Here is a 17729-nt window from a genome sequence, read left to right on the forward strand (position 1 = left end):
GATGCAAAGTTTCTGGGGGGAGCCCCCAGATCCCCCAAAGAAACTTCGGGCCCAACAAGGAGAGCAGGGAACCCAGATGGCGGAGCTCACGATCCGGCCGGAGGAGATCCGGGACGCGCTGGAGAACTTTGTCCAGGCGTACAAGCCGGACGCGGCCTCGCGCGAGGAGGTCGGTACGGTCACCCTGGCCGGCGATGGCATCGCGAAGGTCGAGGGCCTGCCCTCGGCCATGGCCAACGAACTGCTGAAGTTCGAGGACGGGACCCTTGGTCTCGCGCTGAACCTGGAAGAGCGCGAGATCGGTTCGATCATCCTCGGCGAGTTCAGCGGCATCGAGGAGGGTCAGTCGGTGCAGCGCACCGGCGAGGTCCTTTCGGTCGCGGTGGGCGAGGGCTACCTCGGCCGCGTCGTCGACCCGCTCGGCAACCCGATCGACGGCCTCGGCGAGATCGAGACGTCCGGCCGCCGCGCCCTCGAGCTGCAGGCTCCGGGCGTCATGGCCCGTAAGTCGGTGCACGAGCCGATGGAGACGGGCTACAAGGCCGTCGACGCCATGACCCCGATCGGCCGCGGCCAGCGTCAGCTGGTCATCGGCGACCGCCAGACCGGCAAGACCGCCCTGGCCGTCGACACGATCATCAACCAGCGCGACAACTGGCGCACCGGCGACCCGAAGAAGCAGGTTCGCTGCGTCTACGTCGCCATCGGTCAGAAGGGCTCGACCATCGCCTCCGTGCGTGGTGCCCTCGAAGAGGCCGGCGCCCTGGAGTACACGACCATCGTCGCCGCCCCGGCGTCCGACCCGGCCGGCTTCAAGTACCTGGCGCCGTACACCGGCTCGGCCATCGGCCAGCAGTGGATGTACGAGGGCAAGCACGTCCTCATCATCTTCGACGACCTCTCGAAGCAGGCCGACGCCTACCGCGCCGTGTCCCTGCTGCTCCGCCGCCCGCCGGGGCGCGAGGCCTACCCCGGTGACGTCTTCTACCTGCACTCCCGCCTCCTGGAGCGCTGCGCCAAGCTCTCCGACGAGATGGGCGCGGGCTCGATGACCGGTCTGCCGATCGTCGAGACGAAGGCCAACGACGTCTCGGCGTTCATCCCGACCAACGTCATCTCCATCACCGACGGCCAGTGCTTCCTGGAGTCGGACCTGTTCAACGCCGGTCAGCGCCCCGCGCTGAACGTCGGTATCTCCGTGTCCCGAGTCGGTGGTTCCGCTCAGCACAAGGCGATGCGTCAGGTCTCCGGACGACTGCGCGTGGACCTCGCCCAGTTCCGTGAGCTGGAGGCGTTCGCCGCCTTCGGTTCCGACCTGGACGCCGCGTCGAAGGCGCAGCTGGAGCGCGGTCAGCGCATGGTCGAGTTGCTCAAGCAGGCGCAGTACCAGCCGATGGCCACCGAGGACCAGGTCGTCTCCATCTGGGCCGGCACCACCGGCCGGATGGACGATGTGCCGGTCGTCGACATCCGCCGCTTCGAGCGTGAGCTGCTCGACTACCTGCACCGCAAGGAGCAGGGCCTGATGACCTCCATCAAGGAGGGCGCCAAGATGTCGGACGACACGATCACGGCCATCGGCGACGCCGTCGCGGACTTCAAGAAGCAGTTCGAGACCTCGGACGGGAAGCTTCTCGGCGAGGACGCTCCGGCCGCTGCCAAGTGACGTAAGGAAGGGACCTGACTCATGGGAGCCCAGCTCCGGGTCTACAAGCGTCGCATCCGATCCGTCACCGCGACCAAGAAGATCACCAAGGCGATGGAGATGATCGCCGCCTCGCGCGTCGTCAAGGCGCAGCGCAAGGTGGCGGCCTCCACGCCGTACGCGACCGAGCTCACCCGCGCGGTCACGGCGGTGGGAACCGGCTCGAACACCAAGCACCCGCTGACGACGGAGGCACAGACGGCGACGCGAGCCGCCGTCCTCCTGCTGACCAGCGACCGCGGTCTGGCCGGCGCCTTCAACTCCAACGCCATCAAGGCCGCGGAGCTGCTGACCGCGCGTCTGGAGGCGGAGGGCAAGGAGGTCGACTCGTACATCGTCGGTCGCCGTGGTGTCGCCCACTACAACTTCCGCGAGCGCAAGATCGCGCAGCAGTGGACGGGCTTCACCGACCAGCCCGAGTACGCGGACGCCAAGACGGTCGCGGGTCCGCTGATCGAGGCCATCGAGAAGGACACGGCCGAGGGCGGTGTGGACGAGCTCCACATCGTCTACACCGAGTTCGTCTCGATGATGACGCAGACGGCCATCGACAGCCGCCTGCTGCCGCTCAGCCTCGACGCGGTGGCCGAGGAGTCGTCCGCCAAGGACGAGATCCTGCCGCTGTACGACTTCGAGCCGTCGGCGGAGGACGTCCTCGACGCCCTGCTGCCGCGCTACGTCGAGAGCCGCATCTACAACGCGCTGCTCCAGTCGGCTGCCTCCAAGCACGCCGCCACACGCCGCGCGATGAAGTCGGCGACCGACAACGCCGGAGACCTGATCAACAATCTGTCCCGGCTTGCCAACGCGGCCCGCCAGGCCGAAATCACCCAGGAAATCAGCGAGATCGTTGGTGGCGCGTCCGCGCTGGCCGACGCGACCGCGGGGAGTGACAAGTAATGACGACCACAGTTGAGACGGCCGTTGCCACGGGCCGCGTCGCCCGGGTCATCGGCCCGGTCGTCGACGTGGAGTTCCCCGTCGACGCGATGCCGGACATCTACAACGCCCTGCACGTCGAGGTCGCCGACCCGGCGCAGGACGGCGCGAAGAAGACCCTGACGCTCGAGGTCGCCCAGCACCTCGGTGACGGCCTGGTCCGCGCCATCTCCATGCAGCCCACCGACGGCCTGGTCCGCCAGGCCCCGGTGACCGACACCGGCGACGGCATCACCGTCCCGGTCGGTGACTTCACCAAGGGCAAGGTGTTCAACACCCTCGGCGAGGTCCTGAACGTCGACGAGCAGTACACGGGCGACCGCTGGTCCATCCACCGCAAGGCCCCGAACTTCGACGAGCTCGAGTCGAAGACCGAGATGTTCGAGACCGGCGTCAAGGTCATCGACCTTCTCACCCCGTACGTCAAGGGTGGAAAGATCGGTCTGTTCGGCGGTGCCGGTGTCGGCAAGACGGTGCTCATCCAGGAGATGATCTACCGCGTCGCCAACAACCACGACGGTGTCTCCGTGTTCGCCGGTGTCGGTGAGCGCACCCGTGAGGGCAACGACCTCATCGAGGAGATGTCGGACTCGGGCGTCATCGACAAGACCGCCCTTGTCTTCGGCCAGATGGACGAGCCCCCGGGCACCCGTCTGCGCGTGGCCCTCGCCGGTCTGACCATGGCGGAGTACTTCCGCGATGTGCAGAAGCAGGACGTGCTGTTCTTCATCGACAACATCTTCCGCTTCACGCAGGCCGGTTCCGAGGTCTCGACCCTGCTCGGCCGTATGCCCTCCGCGGTGGGCTACCAGCCGAACCTGGCCGACGAGATGGGTCTCCTCCAGGAGCGCATCACCTCGACCCGTGGTCACTCGATCACCTCGATGCAGGCGATCTACGTCCCCGCGGACGACCTGACCGACCCGGCCCCGGCCACCACGTTCGCCCACCTCGACGCGACGACGGTGCTCTCCCGTCCGATCTCGGAGAAGGGCATCTACCCGGCCGTGGACCCGCTGGACTCCACGTCCCGCATCCTGGACCCGCGGTACATCGCGCAGGACCACTACGACACCGCCATGCGGGTCAAGAACATCCTGCAGAAGTACAAGGACCTCCAGGACATCATCGCCATTCTCGGCATCGACGAGCTCGGCGAGGAGGACAAGCTGGTCGTCTCCCGCGCCCGTCGCGTGGAGCGCTTCCTGTCGCAGAACACGCACGTCGCCAAGCAGTTCACCGGCGTCGACGGTTCGGACGTCCCGCTGGACGAGTCGATCGCGGCCTTCAACGCGATCTGCGACGGCGAGTACGACCACTTCCCCGAGCAGGCGTTCTTCATGTGCGGTGGCCTGGAGGACCTCAAGGCCAACGCGAAGGAACTCGGCGTTTCCTGAGTCTCCCGACTCACCCGGAGAGGGGCGGGTGCACCCCGCGCACGGGGCCGCGTCCCGCCCCTCTTCCTACGCCCTCTAGAATTTGACCCAACACCCGGCTGAACCGCCGGGTGGTGACCCGAGGAGCCACCCTTGGCTGCTGAGCTGCATGTCGAGCTGGTCGCCGCGGACCGCAGTGTCTGGTCCGGTGAGGCCACCCTGGTCGTCGCGCGCACCACGTCCGGCGACATCGGCGTCATGCCCGGTCACCAGCCGCTGCTCGGTGTGCTGGAGTCGGGCCCGGTGACCATCCGCACCAGTGACGGCGGGACCGTCGTCGCCGCGGTGCACGGCGGATTCATCTCGTTCGCCGACAACAAGCTGTCGCTGCTCGCCGAGATCGCCGAGCTCTCCGACGAGATCGACGTCCAGCGTGCGGAGCGGGCGTTCGAGCGTGCCAAGTCGGAGGCGGACGCCTCCGCCGAGCGGCGCGCCGACGTCCGACTGCGGGCGGTGGCGGCGCGCTGACCCCAGCGCGTGGCGTGATGTGACTCAGCCGCGGCCGGGTCCGGAGCTCTCCGGACCGGGTCGCGGCTGAGGCGATGCGGGTGCAGTTTCGGGTGCGGTTGTTTGGTCCGTTTCGAGAAGTCGTGTTGAGGCGAGGAGGTCGGTGCCGATGATCCTCGTGACGCTCGTGTGCGGACTTGTGTTGATCGCGCTGGTGGTGCTGGGACTCTTCGTCTTCGGGCTGCGACGCCGGCTCATCCAGCGCTCCGGCGGCACCTTCGACTGCAGCCTGCGCTGGCACGCGCCGAAACCCGACGAGAGCGCCGACACCTCCGGCAAGGGCTGGGGCTACGGAGTCGCCCGCTACAACGGGGACCGCGTCGAGTGGTTCCGCGTCTTCTCCTACGCCCCCCGGCCCCGCCGCATCCTGGAACGCTCGGCGATCGAGGTCGTCGACCGCCGCGCCCCCGACGGCGAGGAGGAGCTGGCTCTCCTCTCCGACGCCGTCGTCCTCGGCTGTCTGCACCGCGGGGTACGTCTTGAGCTCGCGATGAGCGAGGACGCGCTCACCGGTTTCCTCGCCTGGCTGGAGGCGGCGCCTCCCGGCCAGCGGGTGAACGTGGCCTGAGCGCCGCGAAGGGGGGCGCGGCCGACAGCGCGCCCGGCCCCCACGACGAGCGGCCGGACAGCACGGAGAAGCCGGGGAGACAGGGGGCGTTCCTGTCTCCCCGGCTTCGTTCGGGGTGGGTGGCCGCGGGCCGCCCGGTGTTACTTCAGACCGTCACGGATGGCGGTCACCAGCTCGCCATTGGCGGTGTCGCCGCTGAACTCCCAGAAGAAGGCGCCGCCGAGACCCTGGTCCTTGGCCCAGGTCATCTTGGAGCGGATCGTCGCCGGGGTGTCGTACGACCACCAGTTCGTGCCGCAGTGCGCGTACGCGGTGCCCGCGACGGTGCCGTTGGACGGGCAGGAGTTCTTCAGGACCTTGTAGTCCTCGATGCCCGCCTCGTAGGTGCCGGGCGCGGCGCCGGTCGCGGTGCCGCCCGGCTCCTTCTGGGTGACGCCGGTCCAGCCGCGGCCGTAGAAGCCGATGCCGAGCAGCAGCTTCTTGGCCGGCACGCCCTTGGCCTTCAGCTTGTTGATCGCGGCGGCGGAGTTGAAGCCCGCCTTCGGGATGCCCGGGTAGTCGGTGAGCGGCGAGTGCGGTGCCGTCGGACCCTTGGCGTCCCAGCCGCCGAAGAAGTCGTACGTCATCACATTGTACCAGTCGAGGTACTGCGAGGCGCCGCCGTAGTCGGCCGCGTCGATCTTGCCGCCGTCGGAGCCGTCCGCGGTGATCGCGGCGGTGACCAGGTTGTTGGCGCCGAACTTGTTACGGAACGCCTGCGCCATCGTCTTCATGACGGCCGGGCCCGAGGTGTCGCAGGTCAGACCGCAGGCGTTGGGGTACTCCCAGTCCAGGTCGATGCCGTCGAAGACATCGGCCCAGCGCGGGTCCTCGACCAGCTTGTAGCAGGAGTCCGCGAACGCCGCGGGGTTCTTCATGGCGTCACCGAAGCCGCCGGACCAGGTCCAGCCGCCGAACGAGTAGAGAACCTTGATGTGCGGGTACTTGGCCTTCAGCTTGCGCAGCTGGTTGAAGTTGCCGCGCAGCGGCTGGTCCCAGGTGTCGGCGACACCGTCGACGGACTGGTCGGCGGTGTAGGCCTTCTCGTAGTCGGCGTAACCGTCACCGATGGTGCACTTGCCGCCCTGGACGTTGCCGAAGGCGTAGTTGATGTGCGTGATCTTCTCGGCGGAGCCGGAGGTCACCAGGTTCTTGACGTGGTAGTTGCGCCCGTAGACGCCCCAGTTGGTGAAGTAGCCGAGGTTCACCTTGGCCGTGGGGTCGGGGCCGGGGCCGTCGCCGCCCGTGGTGCGCACCTTCACCGAGTCGCTCACGGGACCGGTCTGGTCCGCGGTGTCGCGGGCCTGGACGCTGTACGAGTAGTCGGTGCCCTTGGTGAGCCCGGAGTCCGCGTACGAGGTGCCGGTCACCGTCGCGACCTTGGAACCGTCGCGCAGGACGTCGTAGTTCTTGATGCCCTTGTCGTCCGTGGCCGCTTTCCAGCTCAGCTTCACCGAGGTGTCGGTGATGTCCGAGGCGGTCGGGGTGCCGGGGGCGGAGGGCGCGCTGTCGCCGGGCTGGCCGCCGCCGTCACAGCTCTCGCCGTTGAGCGAACAGTTGGAGGGGGAGCCCGATCCGGAGCCGTTGAACCCGAAGGAGATGGAGGCGCCGGGGGCCAGCGAGCCGTTCCAGCTGAGGTTCTTGGCGGTCCACTTGGTGCCCGAGTTGGTGACCGTCGCGTCCCACGCCGAGGTCACCTTGGTGCCGGAGGGGTACTCCCACTCGACGGTCCAGGAGCTGAGAGCGGTGGTGCCGGTGTTCTTGATGGTCCACTTGGCCCCGAAGCCGGAACCCCAGTCCTGGGTCTTCTCGTAGGTGGCCGTGGCGCCGGCGGCGGCCTTCGGTGCGGACTGCGCGGTGCGCGCGGCGTCGGCGGCGCGCTCCGGTGCCGCCTCGGCGGAGCCGCCGAGGGCGACGAGGGTGGCAAGGGGCAGCAGCAGGGTGGTGATCCCGGCTGTCAGCCGATGTCTGGGCCTGTGTCTGACGCGCAAGGGGTGCTCCTCGGTCGAGTTCCGGGGTGGGTGTGCCCTGCGACGCCCGTGAGCACTGTGTGCACTTTGTGTGCATGTCATGTACCCACCGCAGTGAGGTGAGAGTAGGAAAGGTCTGGACCATAGGTCAAGACCTTTCACTGGCCCCTGGGCCTTGAGCGGGGGGTGCCCCCGGTGGGCGGTGGTTGTCGCCCTGCGGGCGTGTGGCCAAGCTTCGGGCGGGGGCGAATCGCCCTGCGGGCTCGTCCTCAAACGCCGGACGGGCTGAATTCGTCGCCGTCAGGGGTGGTCCTACCGCTCGCCTGACGGTGGCTCAAACTCCCAGCTCCTGGGCCAGAACCGCCGCCTGTACACGGCTGCGCAGTTCTAACTTGCCCAGAAGTCGGCTCACATGGGTCTTGACCGTCGCCTCCGCCATGTCCAGGTGAGCGGCGATCTCCGCGTTGGACAGGCCCTGGCCGAGGGCAGCGAGGACTTCGCGTTCGCGGCGGGTGAGGGCGTCGAGGACGGACGGGTCGGGGGCGTTCGCGGACCGCACGGGCCGCGGCGCGGCGAACTCGGCGATCAGCCTGCGGGTGACGGCGGGCGCGATCAGGCCCTCGCCGCGGGCGACCGTGCGCACCGCCTCCAGGAGGTCCCGCGCCTCGGTGTTCTTCAGGAGGAAGCCGGACGCGCCCGCGCGCAGCGCCCCGAAGACGTACTCGTCGAGGTCGAACGTGGTGAGCACGAGCACGTCCGCGAGATTCTCGGCCACCACCTGGCGGGTCGCGGAGACGCCGTCGAGGCGCGGCATCTGTACGTCCATCAGGACCAGGTCGGGCCGCAGCTCCCGGGCGAGGGCGACCGCACGCTCGCCGTCCGCGGCCTCCCCGACGACCTCGATGTCGGGCGCGCTGCGCAGGATCAGGACCAGGCCCGCCCGCACGGCGGTCTGGTCCTCGGCGACGAGCACGCGGATCATTCGGGGGCTCCTTGGTCCTTGGGGTCGACGGGCAGACGGGCCTCGACCCGCCAGACTTTCGCGCCGGGCAGCGCCGGATGCGGCTCGGGGCCGGACTCGAAGGTGCCGCCGAGCAGCGCGGCCCGCTCCTCCATGCCGACCAGACCGGCACCGGAACCCGGTGCGCGCGGCCCGCGCGAGTCGCCGTACGGGCTGGTCACGCCGATGCACAGGGCCGTGGGCCGCCGGGTGAGGGTCACCGTGACCCGGCCGGGCGTCGCGTGCTTGAGGGCGTTGGTGAGGGACTCCTGGACGATGCGGTACGCGGCGAGCCCGACCGGCGCCGGGAGCGGGTCGTCGTCCGCGGCGCGGGTGTCGTCGAGGCGGACGTCCAGACCATTGGTACGGGCGTTCTCCACGAGGGAGCCGAGGCCGTCCAGGGTGGGCGCCGCGGCGGGCTCCAGGTCGCCGCTGGAGTCCCGCAGGATGCCGATGAGGCGGCGCATCTCGGCCAGCCCCTCGACGCTGTTCTCGCGGATGACGGTGAGCGCCTGCCTGGTCGTGCCCGGGTCGTCGAGGGACAGCGCGGCCGTGGAGTGGATGGCGATAGCCGACAGGTGGTTGGCGACCATGTCGTGCAGCTCCCTGGCCATGCGCGCCCGCTCGGCCGTGACTGCCTGGGCGCGGTCCACCTCGGCGAGCAGCGCGGTCTGCTCGGCGCGCAGCCGGGCCGTGTCGGCGGCATCCCGGTGGTTGCGGACGAGAACGCCCGTGGTGGCGGGCGTGAGCGACACCAGGGCGGTGACGGCGCCGACCAGGATGGCCTCCGGCTCCCGGAACCAGGCAAGGAGGCCGACGGTCACGGCCACCGTGATCAGCCCCGTGGTGACCGGGATGCGCCGGGCCGCGGCGGGCGTGCCGTACACCACGGCCGCGTACACGAGGTCCGTGAACATCACCACGGTCGCCAGATTGCCCGTGGTGAACTGGTCCGCGATCAGCGCGAACGTGCCCGCGACAAGGGCGAACCGCGGGGCCGTGCGGCGCGTCAGCTCCAGACCCGCCATGACGAACAGCGGCAGCAGCGCCCAGCCGTGTCCCAACGGCCGGTCCTGCTGCATGTGCAGACCGAGGGCCCACAGCGCGAGACCGCTGAGCAGGCTGGCCACACAGATGCGGACGTCGACGACGTCCGGGCGGCGGGGGAGCGGCAGCGGCATGACTCCATCCAACACGGGACGGCGCCGGCTGACCTCCCTACGGGGAGTGAAGCGCCGGTACATCGAAGGATGCAGCCGCACCTCGTCACTGGCGACGACGATCGGCGGCCTTCCCGGCGGGAGCCTGGAGAGGTACCGGCGAACAGGAGGGCCGGTCCTCCGGGGCCGGTGTCAGGAGGAACGAGCCGTGATCGTCACACTGATCATCATCTGCGAGGTCGGCTTCTGGGTGCTGCTCGCCGCGGGCCTCGCCACCCGCTATCTGCTGAAGATGCCGCGGCTGGGGCTCGCCATCCTGCTCTGCGAGCCCCTGCTCGAAGTCCTGCTCCTCGTGGTCACCGCCGTCGACCTGAAGAACGGCGCCGACCCGAGCTGGAAGCACGGCCTGGCCGCCGTGTACATCGGCTACACCGTGGGCCACGGCCACCGCACCGTGAAGTGGCTCGACGGGCACGCGGCGCACCGCTTCAACGGCACCCCGGTGCCGCGCCCGCCGCGCCACGGCTGGCCGCGCGCCCGGCACGAGGGCGAGGTCTGGCTCGGCACCCTCGTCGCGGCGGCCGTCGCCTCCGGCCTGCTGCTCCTCGCCAAGTGGTACGTCGACGACCCGGGCCGCACCGGGTCCCTCGACTCCTGGATGTACACCGCGTGGCGCGCGGCGGGCATCCACGGTCTGATCGCGCTGAGCTACACGCTGTTCCCGAAGCGCGTTCCGGCCCCGGGCCCGGGGGAGCGGGACGACGAGCGCCCCCGGGACCTCACGAAGCTCTAGCGGACCCGCCGGAGCGGACGGTCAGCGCTCGCCGCCCGGCACCCACAGCACGTCTCCGACCTCCTTGTTCGCCGTACGGGCGAGAATGAACAGGAGGTCGGAGAGGCGGTTGAGATAGGTCGCGGTGAGGGCGTTCATGGTGCCTGACGACTCGCCCTCCGGCCCGCTGGTGCCGTGCGCTTCGAACGCCGCCCACGTGGACCGCTCGGCCCGCCGCACCACCGTGCACGCCTGGTGCAGCAGTGCCGCGCCCGGCGTGCCGCCCGGCAGGATGAAGCTGCGCAGCTTCTCCAGGTCCTCGTTGAAGCGGTCGCAGTCCGCCTCCAGCTTGTCGACGTAGGACTGCTCGACCCGCAGCGGCGGGTACTCCGGGTTCGCCACGACCGGAGTGCACAGGTCCGCGCCCACGTCGAAGAGGTCGTTCTGGACCCGGGTGAGGACCTTGACGACGTCCGCTTCGAGGCCGCCGAGTGCGATCGCCGTGCCGATCGCGGCGTTCGCCTCGTTCGCGTCCGCGTACGCGGCGATGCGCAGGTCGGTCTTGGCCGTCCTGCTCATGTCGCCGAGGGCGGTGGTGCCCCGGTCGCCGGTGCGTGTGTAGATGCGTGTCAGATTGACCATGGGACCAGCGTAGTAACCCCCGTAAGGGGTTTTTCAGGGGCGCGGGGAACTGCGCGCTCAGCTCAGGAAAAGCCGCAGACGCGTCTGCGGCTCGTCGCGCGCTGAGCGCGCAGTTCCCCGCGCCCCTTACGGGGCGCTTCGGTACGCCCGGGTGCCCACGGTCACCGCCAGTGCCGTGAAGCCGGCGGCGACCAGCGCCCCGTACAGCATGGCGGAGGTCGCGTACGAGCCCACGTACGCGTCCCGTACCGCGTCCACCAGGTAGCGGAACGGCACGAAGTGCGAGAGCACGTCGAGCCAGCCGGGGGCGAGCGCCATCGGGAGCATCAGGCCGGACAGGAGCATGGAGGGCATGGTGAGGGCGTTGACCGTCGGGCCGAACGACTGCGGGGTGTCGATCCGCAGCGCGAGGGCGTACGACAGCGAGGCGAGGGCGCAGCTCAGCAGCGACACGAAGACGAAGCCCAGCAGGATCCCGGCGAGCGGCGCACGCAGGCCCATGACCAGCGCGGCGAGCACGAGCAGGACCGACTGGAGCACGAAGAGGGCGACGTCCCGCAGCAGCCGCCCGAGCAGCAGCGCGGCCCGGCTCACCGGGGTCACGCGCAGCCGCTCCACCACGCCCCAGTTGTTCTCCATGATGAGGGCGAAACCGCTGAAGGACGCGCCGAACAGGCTGAGCTGGAGCAGCAGGCCCGGCACCAGGACCTGCCAGGAGTCGCCGCTCCGGCCCAGGGGCAGGTCGGTGAGCAGCGGCCCGAAGAAGAGCAGGTAGAGGAGGGGCATCAGGGTCCCGAAGAGCATCTGGAACTTCGAGCGCAGGGTCTGGCGGGCGTAGCGCCGGAACAGCAGCGCGGTGTCGTGCACGAGCATGGCGGGGTCCTCGGGGTGGCAGCCGTCGGGCGGCGGCGGGTGCGGGCGGCGGGTGCGGTCGATCACGGGTGTGGGCGTCGGCGGTTCAGACGGCGACAGGGACGGGCGTCGGCGGTTCAGACGGCGACGGGGGCTGCGTCGGCGGGTGCGGGGGCGCGGCCGGTGATGGCGAGGAAGGCGTCCTGGAGCGAGGCGCCGGGCGACCCGGCGTACTTCTGCTTGAGCGCCGCGGGGGTGCCCTCCGCGGCGACCACGCCCGCGTCCACGACGACGATCCGGTCCGCGAGGGCGTCGGCCTCGTCCAGGTAGTGGGTGGTGAGGAAGACGGTCGTGCCGTGGGTGTCGCGCAGCCCGCGGACCAGCTGCCACAGATCGGCCCTGCTGCCCGGGTCGAGCCCGGTCGTCGGCTCGTCCAGGAACAGCACGTCGGGGCGGTGGACGAGGCCGAGGGCGAGGTCGAGCCTGCGCCGCTGGCCCCCGGAGAGCGCGGGCGTCCTGCGGTCGAGCAGCTCGGTGAGGCCGAGTTCCGCGGCCACCTCGGCGGTGCGGGCGACCGCGTCGGCCCTGGACAGGCCGTAGAGCCTGCCCTGGAGGACGAGTTCGTCGCGCACGGACTCCTGCGGGTCGACGCCGCCGGACTGGGCGACGTACCCGATCCTGCGGCGCACGGCCGCCGGGTCCGCGCGCAGGTCGAAGCCCGCGACCGTGGCCGCGCCGCCGGTGGGCGGGAGCAGCGTCGTGAGCATGCGCAGGGTCGTCGTCTTGCCCGCGCCGTTGGGTCCGAGGAAGCCGAGGATCTCGCCCGGGGAGACGCTCAGGTCGATGCCGCGGACGGCCTCGACGGGCCCTGCCTTGGTCGTGAACGTCTTGGCGAGACCGGCCGTGCTGATGATTGCCATGGAGACCACAAAAACAGAGTCGCTGAAATTTTGCAACGAGCCCAAGTTTTCATGGAGGCCAGCGAAGTTACGATGGGGCCATGACCGAGGGAACCCATGAGTGAGGGGCCGATCCATGGCTGAAGGGCTGCGGGAGCGCAAGAAGCGGCAGACCAAGCAGCGGATCTCGGACATCGCGACCGGTCTGTTCCTGGAGCACGGGTTCGTCACCGTGACCATCGCGGAGATCGCCGACGCCGCGGACGTCTCGGTCAACACGGTCTACAACTACTTCCCGGCCAAGGAGGACCTGTTCCTCGACCGCGGCCTGGAGATGACCGACCGGCTCTCCCGGTGGGTGCGCGGCCGCCGGGCGGGGGAGTCCGCCGCCGACGCCGTCCTGCGCGAGCTGCGCACCCTGGTCGAGAGCGTCTCGCCGACTGTCGGGCTCTTCGAGGGCTACGCCGACTTCATGAAGGTCATCACGGATTCGCACGCCCTGCGCTCCCGCCTGTGGGCTTTGCAGCAGGAGAGCCGGCAGGACCTGGAGGCCACCCTGCGCGAGGAGGCGGGGGCCGACCCGAGCCACCTCCCCGAACTCGTCGCGGGCCAGATCAGCTGGGCCTACGGCACCGTCTTCGGCTGGATCGGCGCCGAGATGGTCAAGCGCAGGCCCCCGCGGGAGGTCTCCCGCGAGGCCTTGGTCCTGCTCGACGAAATGGAGGAGCTGCTCGGCGAGCAGGTCCTCAACTACGGGACCCGCGCGACCGCCTGACGCCCCGAAGGGCGGACCTGTCCACCGCCCGGTGTGATGTCCGTCAAAGGGGACGTGGCGTGCGTCTCTTACCCGCCCCATGAGCGGCTGTGAGCGCTAGTGTCCGGACCGGAGCGAAACGTAAACAGCGTGTAAGCGCTCACTCGTACGCAGGCAAGGGGAGTCGTAACGTGGCACGGAAGCTCGCCGTCATCGGAGCCGGACTCATGGGGTCCGGAATCGCCCAGGTCTCCGCCCAGGCGGGCTGGGACGTCGTCCTGCGCGACGTCACCGACGAAGCGCTGACCCGCGGCACCGACGGCATCAAGGCCTCGTACGAGAAGTTCGTCGGCAAGGGCAAGCTCGACGCCGCCGACGCCGAGGCCGCCCTCGGCCGCATCACGACCACCACCGACCTGGACGCCGCCGCCGACGCGGACGTCGTCGTCGAGGCCGTCTTCGAGAAGCTCGAAGTCAAGCACGAGATCTTCCGGGCGCTCGACAAGCTGGTGCGCGACGACACCGTGCTCGCCTCCAACACCTCCGCCATCCCGATCACGAAGATCGCCGCGGTGACGGAGCGCCCGGAGCGGGTCGTCGGCGCGCACTTCTTCTCGCCGGTGCCCATGATGCAGCTGTGCGAGCTGGTGCGCGGCCACAAGACGAGCGACGCGACCCTCGACACCACCCGTGAGTTCGCCGAGTCCGTCGGCAAGACCTGCATCGTCGTCAACCGCGACGTCGCCGGCTTCGTCACCACCCGGCTCATCTCGGCGCTCGTCGTCGAGGCCGCCAAGCTGTACGAGTCGGGCGTCGCCAGCGCCGAGGACATCGACATCGCCTGCAAGCTCGGCTTCGGCCACGCCATGGGCCCGCTCGCGACCGCCGACCTCACCGGCGTCGACATCCTGCTGCACGCCACCGACAACATCTACACCGAGTCACAGGACGAGAAGTTCGCGCCGCCGGAGCTGATGCGCCGGATGGTTGACGCCGGTGACATCGGCCGCAAGAGCGGGCAGGGCTTCTACAAGCACTGACGGTCCCGCACCCACTGAAGGCGCCCGCCGTACGCCCGTACGCCCCCTGGGATCACCCCTCGGGGTGAATTCGGTATCGGTTCGCTTACAGACGGCAACTTCCGTACCCGAGTGACAGTCAGTTGCTGTGACATACACAGACGCCTCGCGGCACAGGCGCCACATACGACACCGCACTCATTGGGGAGCGCATATGCACATCAGGGGCGACCAGGCCCAGCTGGTCGTCGGGGGACGCCTCGACGTACGCAGCGCGGCGGACGCCCGTACGGTCCTGCACTCGGCCGTCGACGACGGCGCCGGCGACCTGGTGCTCGACCTGTCCGAACTCGACTCGTGGGACGCCACGGGACTCGGCGTCATCATGGGCGCGCACCGGCGCGCCGGACGCTGCGGCCGACGGCTCGTCCTACGCGGCGTGCCACCACAGATGCAGCGCCTCCTCGTCGCCACCCGACTGCACCGCATCCTCGCCATCGAAGGCGGCATCGGGGTCGAATCGCTCCCTCGCGTATAACTCGCGCGGCACGCGTATAACTCGCGCGGCACGCGTATAACTCGCGCGGCACGCGGACAAGGCGCGCGAGGGGTGCGCAGGGGCGCGGGAGCGCGCCTCCCGCACAATCCTCACGAGACTGTGACGTCTCGGGCCGGGCCCCACCCCGCCCTCCGCGGGGATACTGAAGTCGGTTTAGGGTTCGGTCGCCTGCCGATGAACGAACCCGCTCGGGGGCACCGGACCAGAAGCGACAGCGCGGTGTGCCGACGGCCGGAGGGGGCTTCGCACACGACGCATCTGGGGGGCTGAGACCATGGACCCGATGAACCGGGGACCCGAAGAGTACGGCCACGACGGTGACGACCGCGAAGACGCGCGGATCGGCCGCGAAGGCACCGACGACGACAGCACGGCGCGCGAGCCCCGCACGCCATCCGACGCCGCACCGCCACCGGCCGGCCCGAGCGCACCGGCCACGGCCGACTTCGGGCCACCGGCGATCGCCCGCACGGTGCAGGTGATCTCGGGCGACCTCCTGCTCACGGTCAATCCCGTCGACGGCAGTGAGATAGAACCCTGCCCGCCGGGGGAGCGCCCCGAGCGCCCGCGCAAGCGCACCCCCACCGAGCGCGCCGAACACCGCCGCGCCGTCCTGCCGCCGGTGCCGCCGGGGCCCGCGCTGCCGCGCCTGCCGCTCCTCGAACGCCAGGAGGAGCGCGAGCGCCTGGCGCGCCTGCTCGCCCGCGGCCGCTCCGTGCGCCTCACCGGCCCCGCGGGCTCCGGCCGCACCGCCCTGCTCGCCGCCGTCGCCGAGGACGTCGCCGACCTCGCCCCCGACGGCGTGATCCGCCTCAGCGGCTACCACCGCACGGTCAACGACCTCCTGTACGACCTCTTCGCCGCCGTCCACGACGCGCCCCTGCACCGCCCCGACCGGAGTGTGCTGCGGGAACTCCTCGGCGAGATCGGCGCCGTCGTCGTCCTCGACGACCTGGAGTTCGGCGGCGCCGCGCTGGAGGAGCTCCTGGACGCGACGCCCGAGTGCGCCTTCCTGGTCGCCGCGGTGCCCGACGTGCCCGCACCGGCGCCCGACTCCCACCTCGAAGAGGTCTTCCTCGGCGGCATCGGCCGCAACAGCAGCCTGGAACTCCTGGAGCGCGTCGCCGGCCGCGTCCTCACCGACGAGGAGGCCAACTGGGCGGGCGACCTGTGGTTCGAGTCCGAGGGCCTGCCGCTGCGCTTCGTCCAGGCGGGCGCCCTGCTGCGCCAGCGCGACCGGCTCCAGGCCGACCCCGACAACTTCGACGCGTTCGCGTACGGCACCGCCGCCGAGGAACCCACCGCCTTCGACACCCCGTTCGGCGCCGCGGCGGAGACCGAGGTCCCGCTGCCGTCGCTCGCCGACGGGGCCGCCCCCGCCGCGCTGCTCGCCTCCCGCCTCAGCGCCTCCGCGCGCGCCGCGCTCCGCTTCGCCGTCGCCCTCGGCGGGGAACTGCCGCACCCGGCCCACCTGCCTGCGCTCGTCGGCGACACGCACGCCGACGCGGCGCTCTCGGAGCTGGTCGACAGCGCCCTCGTCACCCCCGTCGGCGGCCACTACCGCCTCGCGGCCGGGGTCCGGGAGCAGTTGGAGAGCGCCGGGTACGCCGACGACGCCGCCGCGAACGTGCAGTCCGCCGCCCAGCACTACGCCTGGTGGTCCGGGCACCCCTCGGTCGGCCCCGAGCGGGTCGCCGCCGAGGCCGACGCCGTGCTCGCGACCCTCGCGGCCCTCGTCAACGGCCCCGCGGCCGATGGCGCCGACAGCGGCGCGGGGGAACCGTCCGCCGCGGTGCTGCTCGCCCGTACGGTCGCGCCCGCCTTCGCCGGGGGACTGCACTGGGGCGCCTGGGAGCGGGCCCTGCGCTTCGGCCAGGGGGCTTCCCGCACCTCCGGCGAGGTCGCGGAAGAGGCCTATTTCCACCACGAGTTGGGCATCCTCGCGCTCTGCGCCGGACTCCTGGACCGGGCCCGCGCCGAACTGGAGGCCTCCATCGGCCTGCGCGGTGCCCTCGCCGACAAGCGCGGCATGATCGCGGGGCGCAGGGCACTGGCCCTGGTCGCCGACTGCTCCGGCGGCATGCTGCCCGGGGACCGCTCGACGGCGGGCGAAGAGGTGCCCGACGCCCGCTACGAGGAGTCCGCGTCGCCGCCCGGCGGCGTCCCCACGGCGTTCGCCCTGCCCACTCCGCCGCCCGAACCCGACACCCTGGTCACCCAGCAGGCGGACCCGGCGGGCAGCCCCGGCACGGGCCGTCCCGCGCCCACCCGCCGCTCGATCCTGCGCGGCACCCGGCGCAATCTCGTCGCGGCCGGAGCGGGCGCCCTGCTCGTCGCGGTCCTCGGCACGGTGGTGACGCTCGGCGCGACCTCCGACAACGACGGCGGCCCGCCCGAGCGCGTGCGCACCGACCAGTCGGCGAGCGCCGACGACGACGGTGGCGACCTCGGCGCCGACGAGCCCGACGACAGCTCCACGGCCCGCCCCTCCGACCCCGGCAAGGACGGCGTCCCCGGCACCCCCGACGACCCGAAGCCGAGCACGAGCGCCCGCCCGGCGCAGAGCGACGACGCGAAGGACCCCACCGGCAAGCCGTCGGACAAGCCGAGCGACAAGCCGACCGAGCCGTCGGACAAGCCCACCGAGCCGACGGGCAGGCCGACGAAGACGACCAGGCCGCCGACGAAGCCGCCGACGACCCCGCCCACCACGCCGACCACGCCACCGACCACGACCCCGCCGACCACCCCGACGACGCCGTCGTCCACACCGGACACGTCGAACTCGGCGAGCGACCCGGTGGAGTCGAGCCCGGTCGCGAGCGGCTCGGCGTCGGGCGGCTCCGGCACCCCGGGCGGGCCGAGCGGCGGCTCCGCCTCGGCACCGCTGATCTGACGCGCGTAGCCG

General features: G+C 70.9%; 16 protein-coding genes. 10 read left to right on the forward strand and 6 right to left on the reverse strand.

Annotated features, from left to right (window positions below; translation table 11 throughout):
• The first annotated feature begins 76 nt into the window (after window positions 1–76).
• From atpA to GPA10_RS36060, 5 genes are all read left to right on the forward strand, one after another.
• Window positions 77–1666 (forward strand): F0F1 ATP synthase subunit alpha, encoded by a 1590-nt coding sequence (gene atpA, locus GPA10_RS36040; protein ID WP_058849568.1) that lies wholly within the window; start codon window positions 77–79, stop codon window positions 1664–1666.
• 21 nt (window positions 1667–1687) lie between these two features.
• Window positions 1688–2605, forward strand: a complete 918-nt coding sequence (locus GPA10_RS36045) for a F0F1 ATP synthase subunit gamma (protein WP_058849567.1) — start codon at window positions 1688–1690, stop codon at window positions 2603–2605.
• Entirely contained in the window at window positions 2605–4041 is a 1437-nt protein-coding gene (gene atpD / locus GPA10_RS36050) for a F0F1 ATP synthase subunit beta (protein WP_058849566.1), read from the forward strand. The genes GPA10_RS36045 and atpD overlap by 1 nt, the downstream gene beginning before the upstream one ends.
• 132 nt (window positions 4042–4173) lie before the next feature.
• Window positions 4174–4548 (forward strand): F0F1 ATP synthase subunit epsilon, encoded by a 375-nt coding sequence (locus GPA10_RS36055; protein WP_030361212.1) that lies wholly within the window; start codon window positions 4174–4176, stop codon window positions 4546–4548.
• Window positions 4549–4696: 148 nt separating this feature from the next.
• On the forward strand, window positions 4697–5155 hold the full coding sequence (locus tag GPA10_RS36060; protein ID WP_058849565.1) for a DUF2550 domain-containing protein: 459 nt from the start codon (window positions 4697–4699) through the stop codon (window positions 5153–5155).
• 140 nt (window positions 5156–5295) lie between these two features.
• On the opposite strand, the gene GPA10_RS36065 is transcribed toward GPA10_RS36060, so the two are convergent.
• The 3 genes from GPA10_RS36065 to GPA10_RS36075 form a co-directional block, all read right to left on the reverse strand.
• On the reverse strand, window positions 5296–7266 hold the full coding sequence (locus GPA10_RS36065; RefSeq protein WP_425505879.1) for a glycoside hydrolase family 18 chitinase: 1971 nt from the start codon (window positions 7264–7266) through the stop codon (window positions 5296–5298).
• A 232-nt stretch (window positions 7267–7498) separates the two neighbouring features.
• Window positions 7499–8146 (reverse strand): response regulator, encoded by a 648-nt coding sequence (locus GPA10_RS36070; RefSeq protein ID WP_058849561.1) that lies wholly within the window; start codon window positions 8144–8146, stop codon window positions 7499–7501.
• Complete coding sequence (locus tag GPA10_RS36075; RefSeq protein ID WP_157169105.1) at window positions 8143–9345, reverse strand: sensor histidine kinase; 1203 nt, start codon at window positions 9343–9345, stop codon at window positions 8143–8145. The genes GPA10_RS36070 and GPA10_RS36075 overlap by 4 nt, the downstream gene beginning before the upstream one ends.
• Before the next feature lie 187 nt (window positions 9346–9532).
• Between GPA10_RS36075 and GPA10_RS36080 the strand changes: the two genes are divergently transcribed.
• On the forward strand, window positions 9533–10117 hold the full coding sequence (locus tag GPA10_RS36080) for a hypothetical protein (RefSeq protein WP_058849559.1): 585 nt from the start codon (window positions 9533–9535) through the stop codon (window positions 10115–10117).
• A gap of 21 nt (window positions 10118–10138) precedes the next feature.
• Here GPA10_RS36080 and GPA10_RS36085 read toward each other — a convergent pair whose 3' ends face one another.
• From GPA10_RS36085 to GPA10_RS36095, 3 genes are all read right to left on the reverse strand, one after another.
• Window positions 10139–10738, reverse strand: coding sequence for a cob(I)yrinic acid a,c-diamide adenosyltransferase (locus tag GPA10_RS36085; protein ID WP_157169106.1), 600 nt, complete (start codon window positions 10736–10738; stop codon window positions 10139–10141).
• Window positions 10739–10864: 126 nt separating this feature from the next.
• Window positions 10865–11611, reverse strand: a complete 747-nt coding sequence (locus GPA10_RS36090) for an ABC transporter permease (RefSeq protein WP_157169152.1) — start codon at window positions 11609–11611, stop codon at window positions 10865–10867.
• A gap of 116 nt (window positions 11612–11727) precedes the next feature.
• Window positions 11728–12510, reverse strand: coding sequence for an ABC transporter ATP-binding protein (locus GPA10_RS36095; RefSeq protein WP_157169107.1), 783 nt, complete (start codon window positions 12508–12510; stop codon window positions 11728–11730).
• Window positions 12511–12625: 115 nt separating this feature from the next.
• Between GPA10_RS36095 and GPA10_RS36100 the strand changes: the two genes are divergently transcribed.
• The 4 genes from GPA10_RS36100 to GPA10_RS36115 all read left to right on the forward strand — a co-directional run bounded on the left by GPA10_RS36100 (window position 12626) and on the right by GPA10_RS36115 (window position 17717).
• Window positions 12626–13264, forward strand: coding sequence for a TetR/AcrR family transcriptional regulator (locus GPA10_RS36100; RefSeq protein ID WP_157169108.1), 639 nt, complete (start codon window positions 12626–12628; stop codon window positions 13262–13264).
• Between the two features lie 170 nt (window positions 13265–13434).
• Window positions 13435–14283, forward strand: coding sequence for a 3-hydroxyacyl-CoA dehydrogenase family protein (locus GPA10_RS36105; RefSeq protein ID WP_343041706.1), 849 nt, complete (start codon window positions 13435–13437; stop codon window positions 14281–14283).
• Window positions 14284–14476: 193 nt separating this feature from the next.
• Window positions 14477–14800: an STAS domain-containing protein gene (locus tag GPA10_RS36110; protein ID WP_030361223.1), complete on the forward strand. Its 324-nt coding sequence runs from the start codon at window positions 14477–14479 to the stop codon at window positions 14798–14800.
• A gap of 295 nt (window positions 14801–15095) precedes the next feature.
• Complete coding sequence (locus tag GPA10_RS36115; protein ID WP_157169109.1) at window positions 15096–17717, forward strand: ATP-binding protein; 2622 nt, start codon at window positions 15096–15098, stop codon at window positions 17715–17717.
• Window positions 17718–17729 lie beyond the last annotated feature (12 nt).

The sequence above is a fragment of the Streptomyces typhae genome (assembly GCF_009755605.1).
GTDB classification, from domain to species: Bacteria; Actinomycetota; Actinomycetes; order Streptomycetales; family Streptomycetaceae; genus Streptomyces; species Streptomyces typhae.

What these genes read in the sequence shown, in the direction of transcription:
- atpA (WP_058849568.1), top strand. Translation starts at nt 77, where the DNA reads ATGGCGGAGCTCACGATCCGGCCGGAGGAGATCCGGGACGCGCTGGAG.
- GPA10_RS36045 (WP_058849567.1), top strand. Translation starts at nt 1,688, where the DNA reads ATGGGAGCCCAGCTCCGGGTCTACAAGCGTCGCATCCGATCCGTCACC.
- atpD (WP_058849566.1), top strand. Translation starts at nt 2,605, where the DNA reads ATGACGACCACAGTTGAGACGGCCGTTGCCACGGGCCGCGTCGCCCGG.
- GPA10_RS36060 (WP_058849565.1), top strand. Translation starts at nt 4,697, where the DNA reads ATGATCCTCGTGACGCTCGTGTGCGGACTTGTGTTGATCGCGCTGGTG.
- GPA10_RS36065 (WP_425505879.1), bottom strand. Translation starts at nt 7,266, where the DNA reads ATGACATGCACACAAAGTGCACACAGTGCTCACGGGCGTCGCAGGGCA.
- GPA10_RS36070 (WP_058849561.1), bottom strand. Translation starts at nt 8,146, where the DNA reads ATGATCCGCGTGCTCGTCGCCGAGGACCAGACCGCCGTGCGGGCGGGC.
- GPA10_RS36075 (WP_157169105.1), bottom strand. Translation starts at nt 9,345, where the DNA reads ATGCCGCTGCCGCTCCCCCGCCGCCCGGACGTCGTCGACGTCCGCATC.
- GPA10_RS36085 (WP_157169106.1), bottom strand. Translation starts at nt 10,738, where the DNA reads ATGGTCAATCTGACACGCATCTACACACGCACCGGCGACCGGGGCACC.
- GPA10_RS36090 (WP_157169152.1), bottom strand. Translation starts at nt 11,611, where the DNA reads ATGCTCGTGCACGACACCGCGCTGCTGTTCCGGCGCTACGCCCGCCAG.
- GPA10_RS36095 (WP_157169107.1), bottom strand. Translation starts at nt 12,510, where the DNA reads ATGGCAATCATCAGCACGGCCGGTCTCGCCAAGACGTTCACGACCAAG.
- GPA10_RS36100 (WP_157169108.1), top strand. Translation starts at nt 12,626, where the DNA reads ATGGCTGAAGGGCTGCGGGAGCGCAAGAAGCGGCAGACCAAGCAGCGG.
- GPA10_RS36110 (WP_030361223.1), top strand. Translation starts at nt 14,477, where the DNA reads ATGCACATCAGGGGCGACCAGGCCCAGCTGGTCGTCGGGGGACGCCTC.
- GPA10_RS36115 (WP_157169109.1), top strand. Translation starts at nt 15,096, where the DNA reads ATGGACCCGATGAACCGGGGACCCGAAGAGTACGGCCACGACGGTGAC.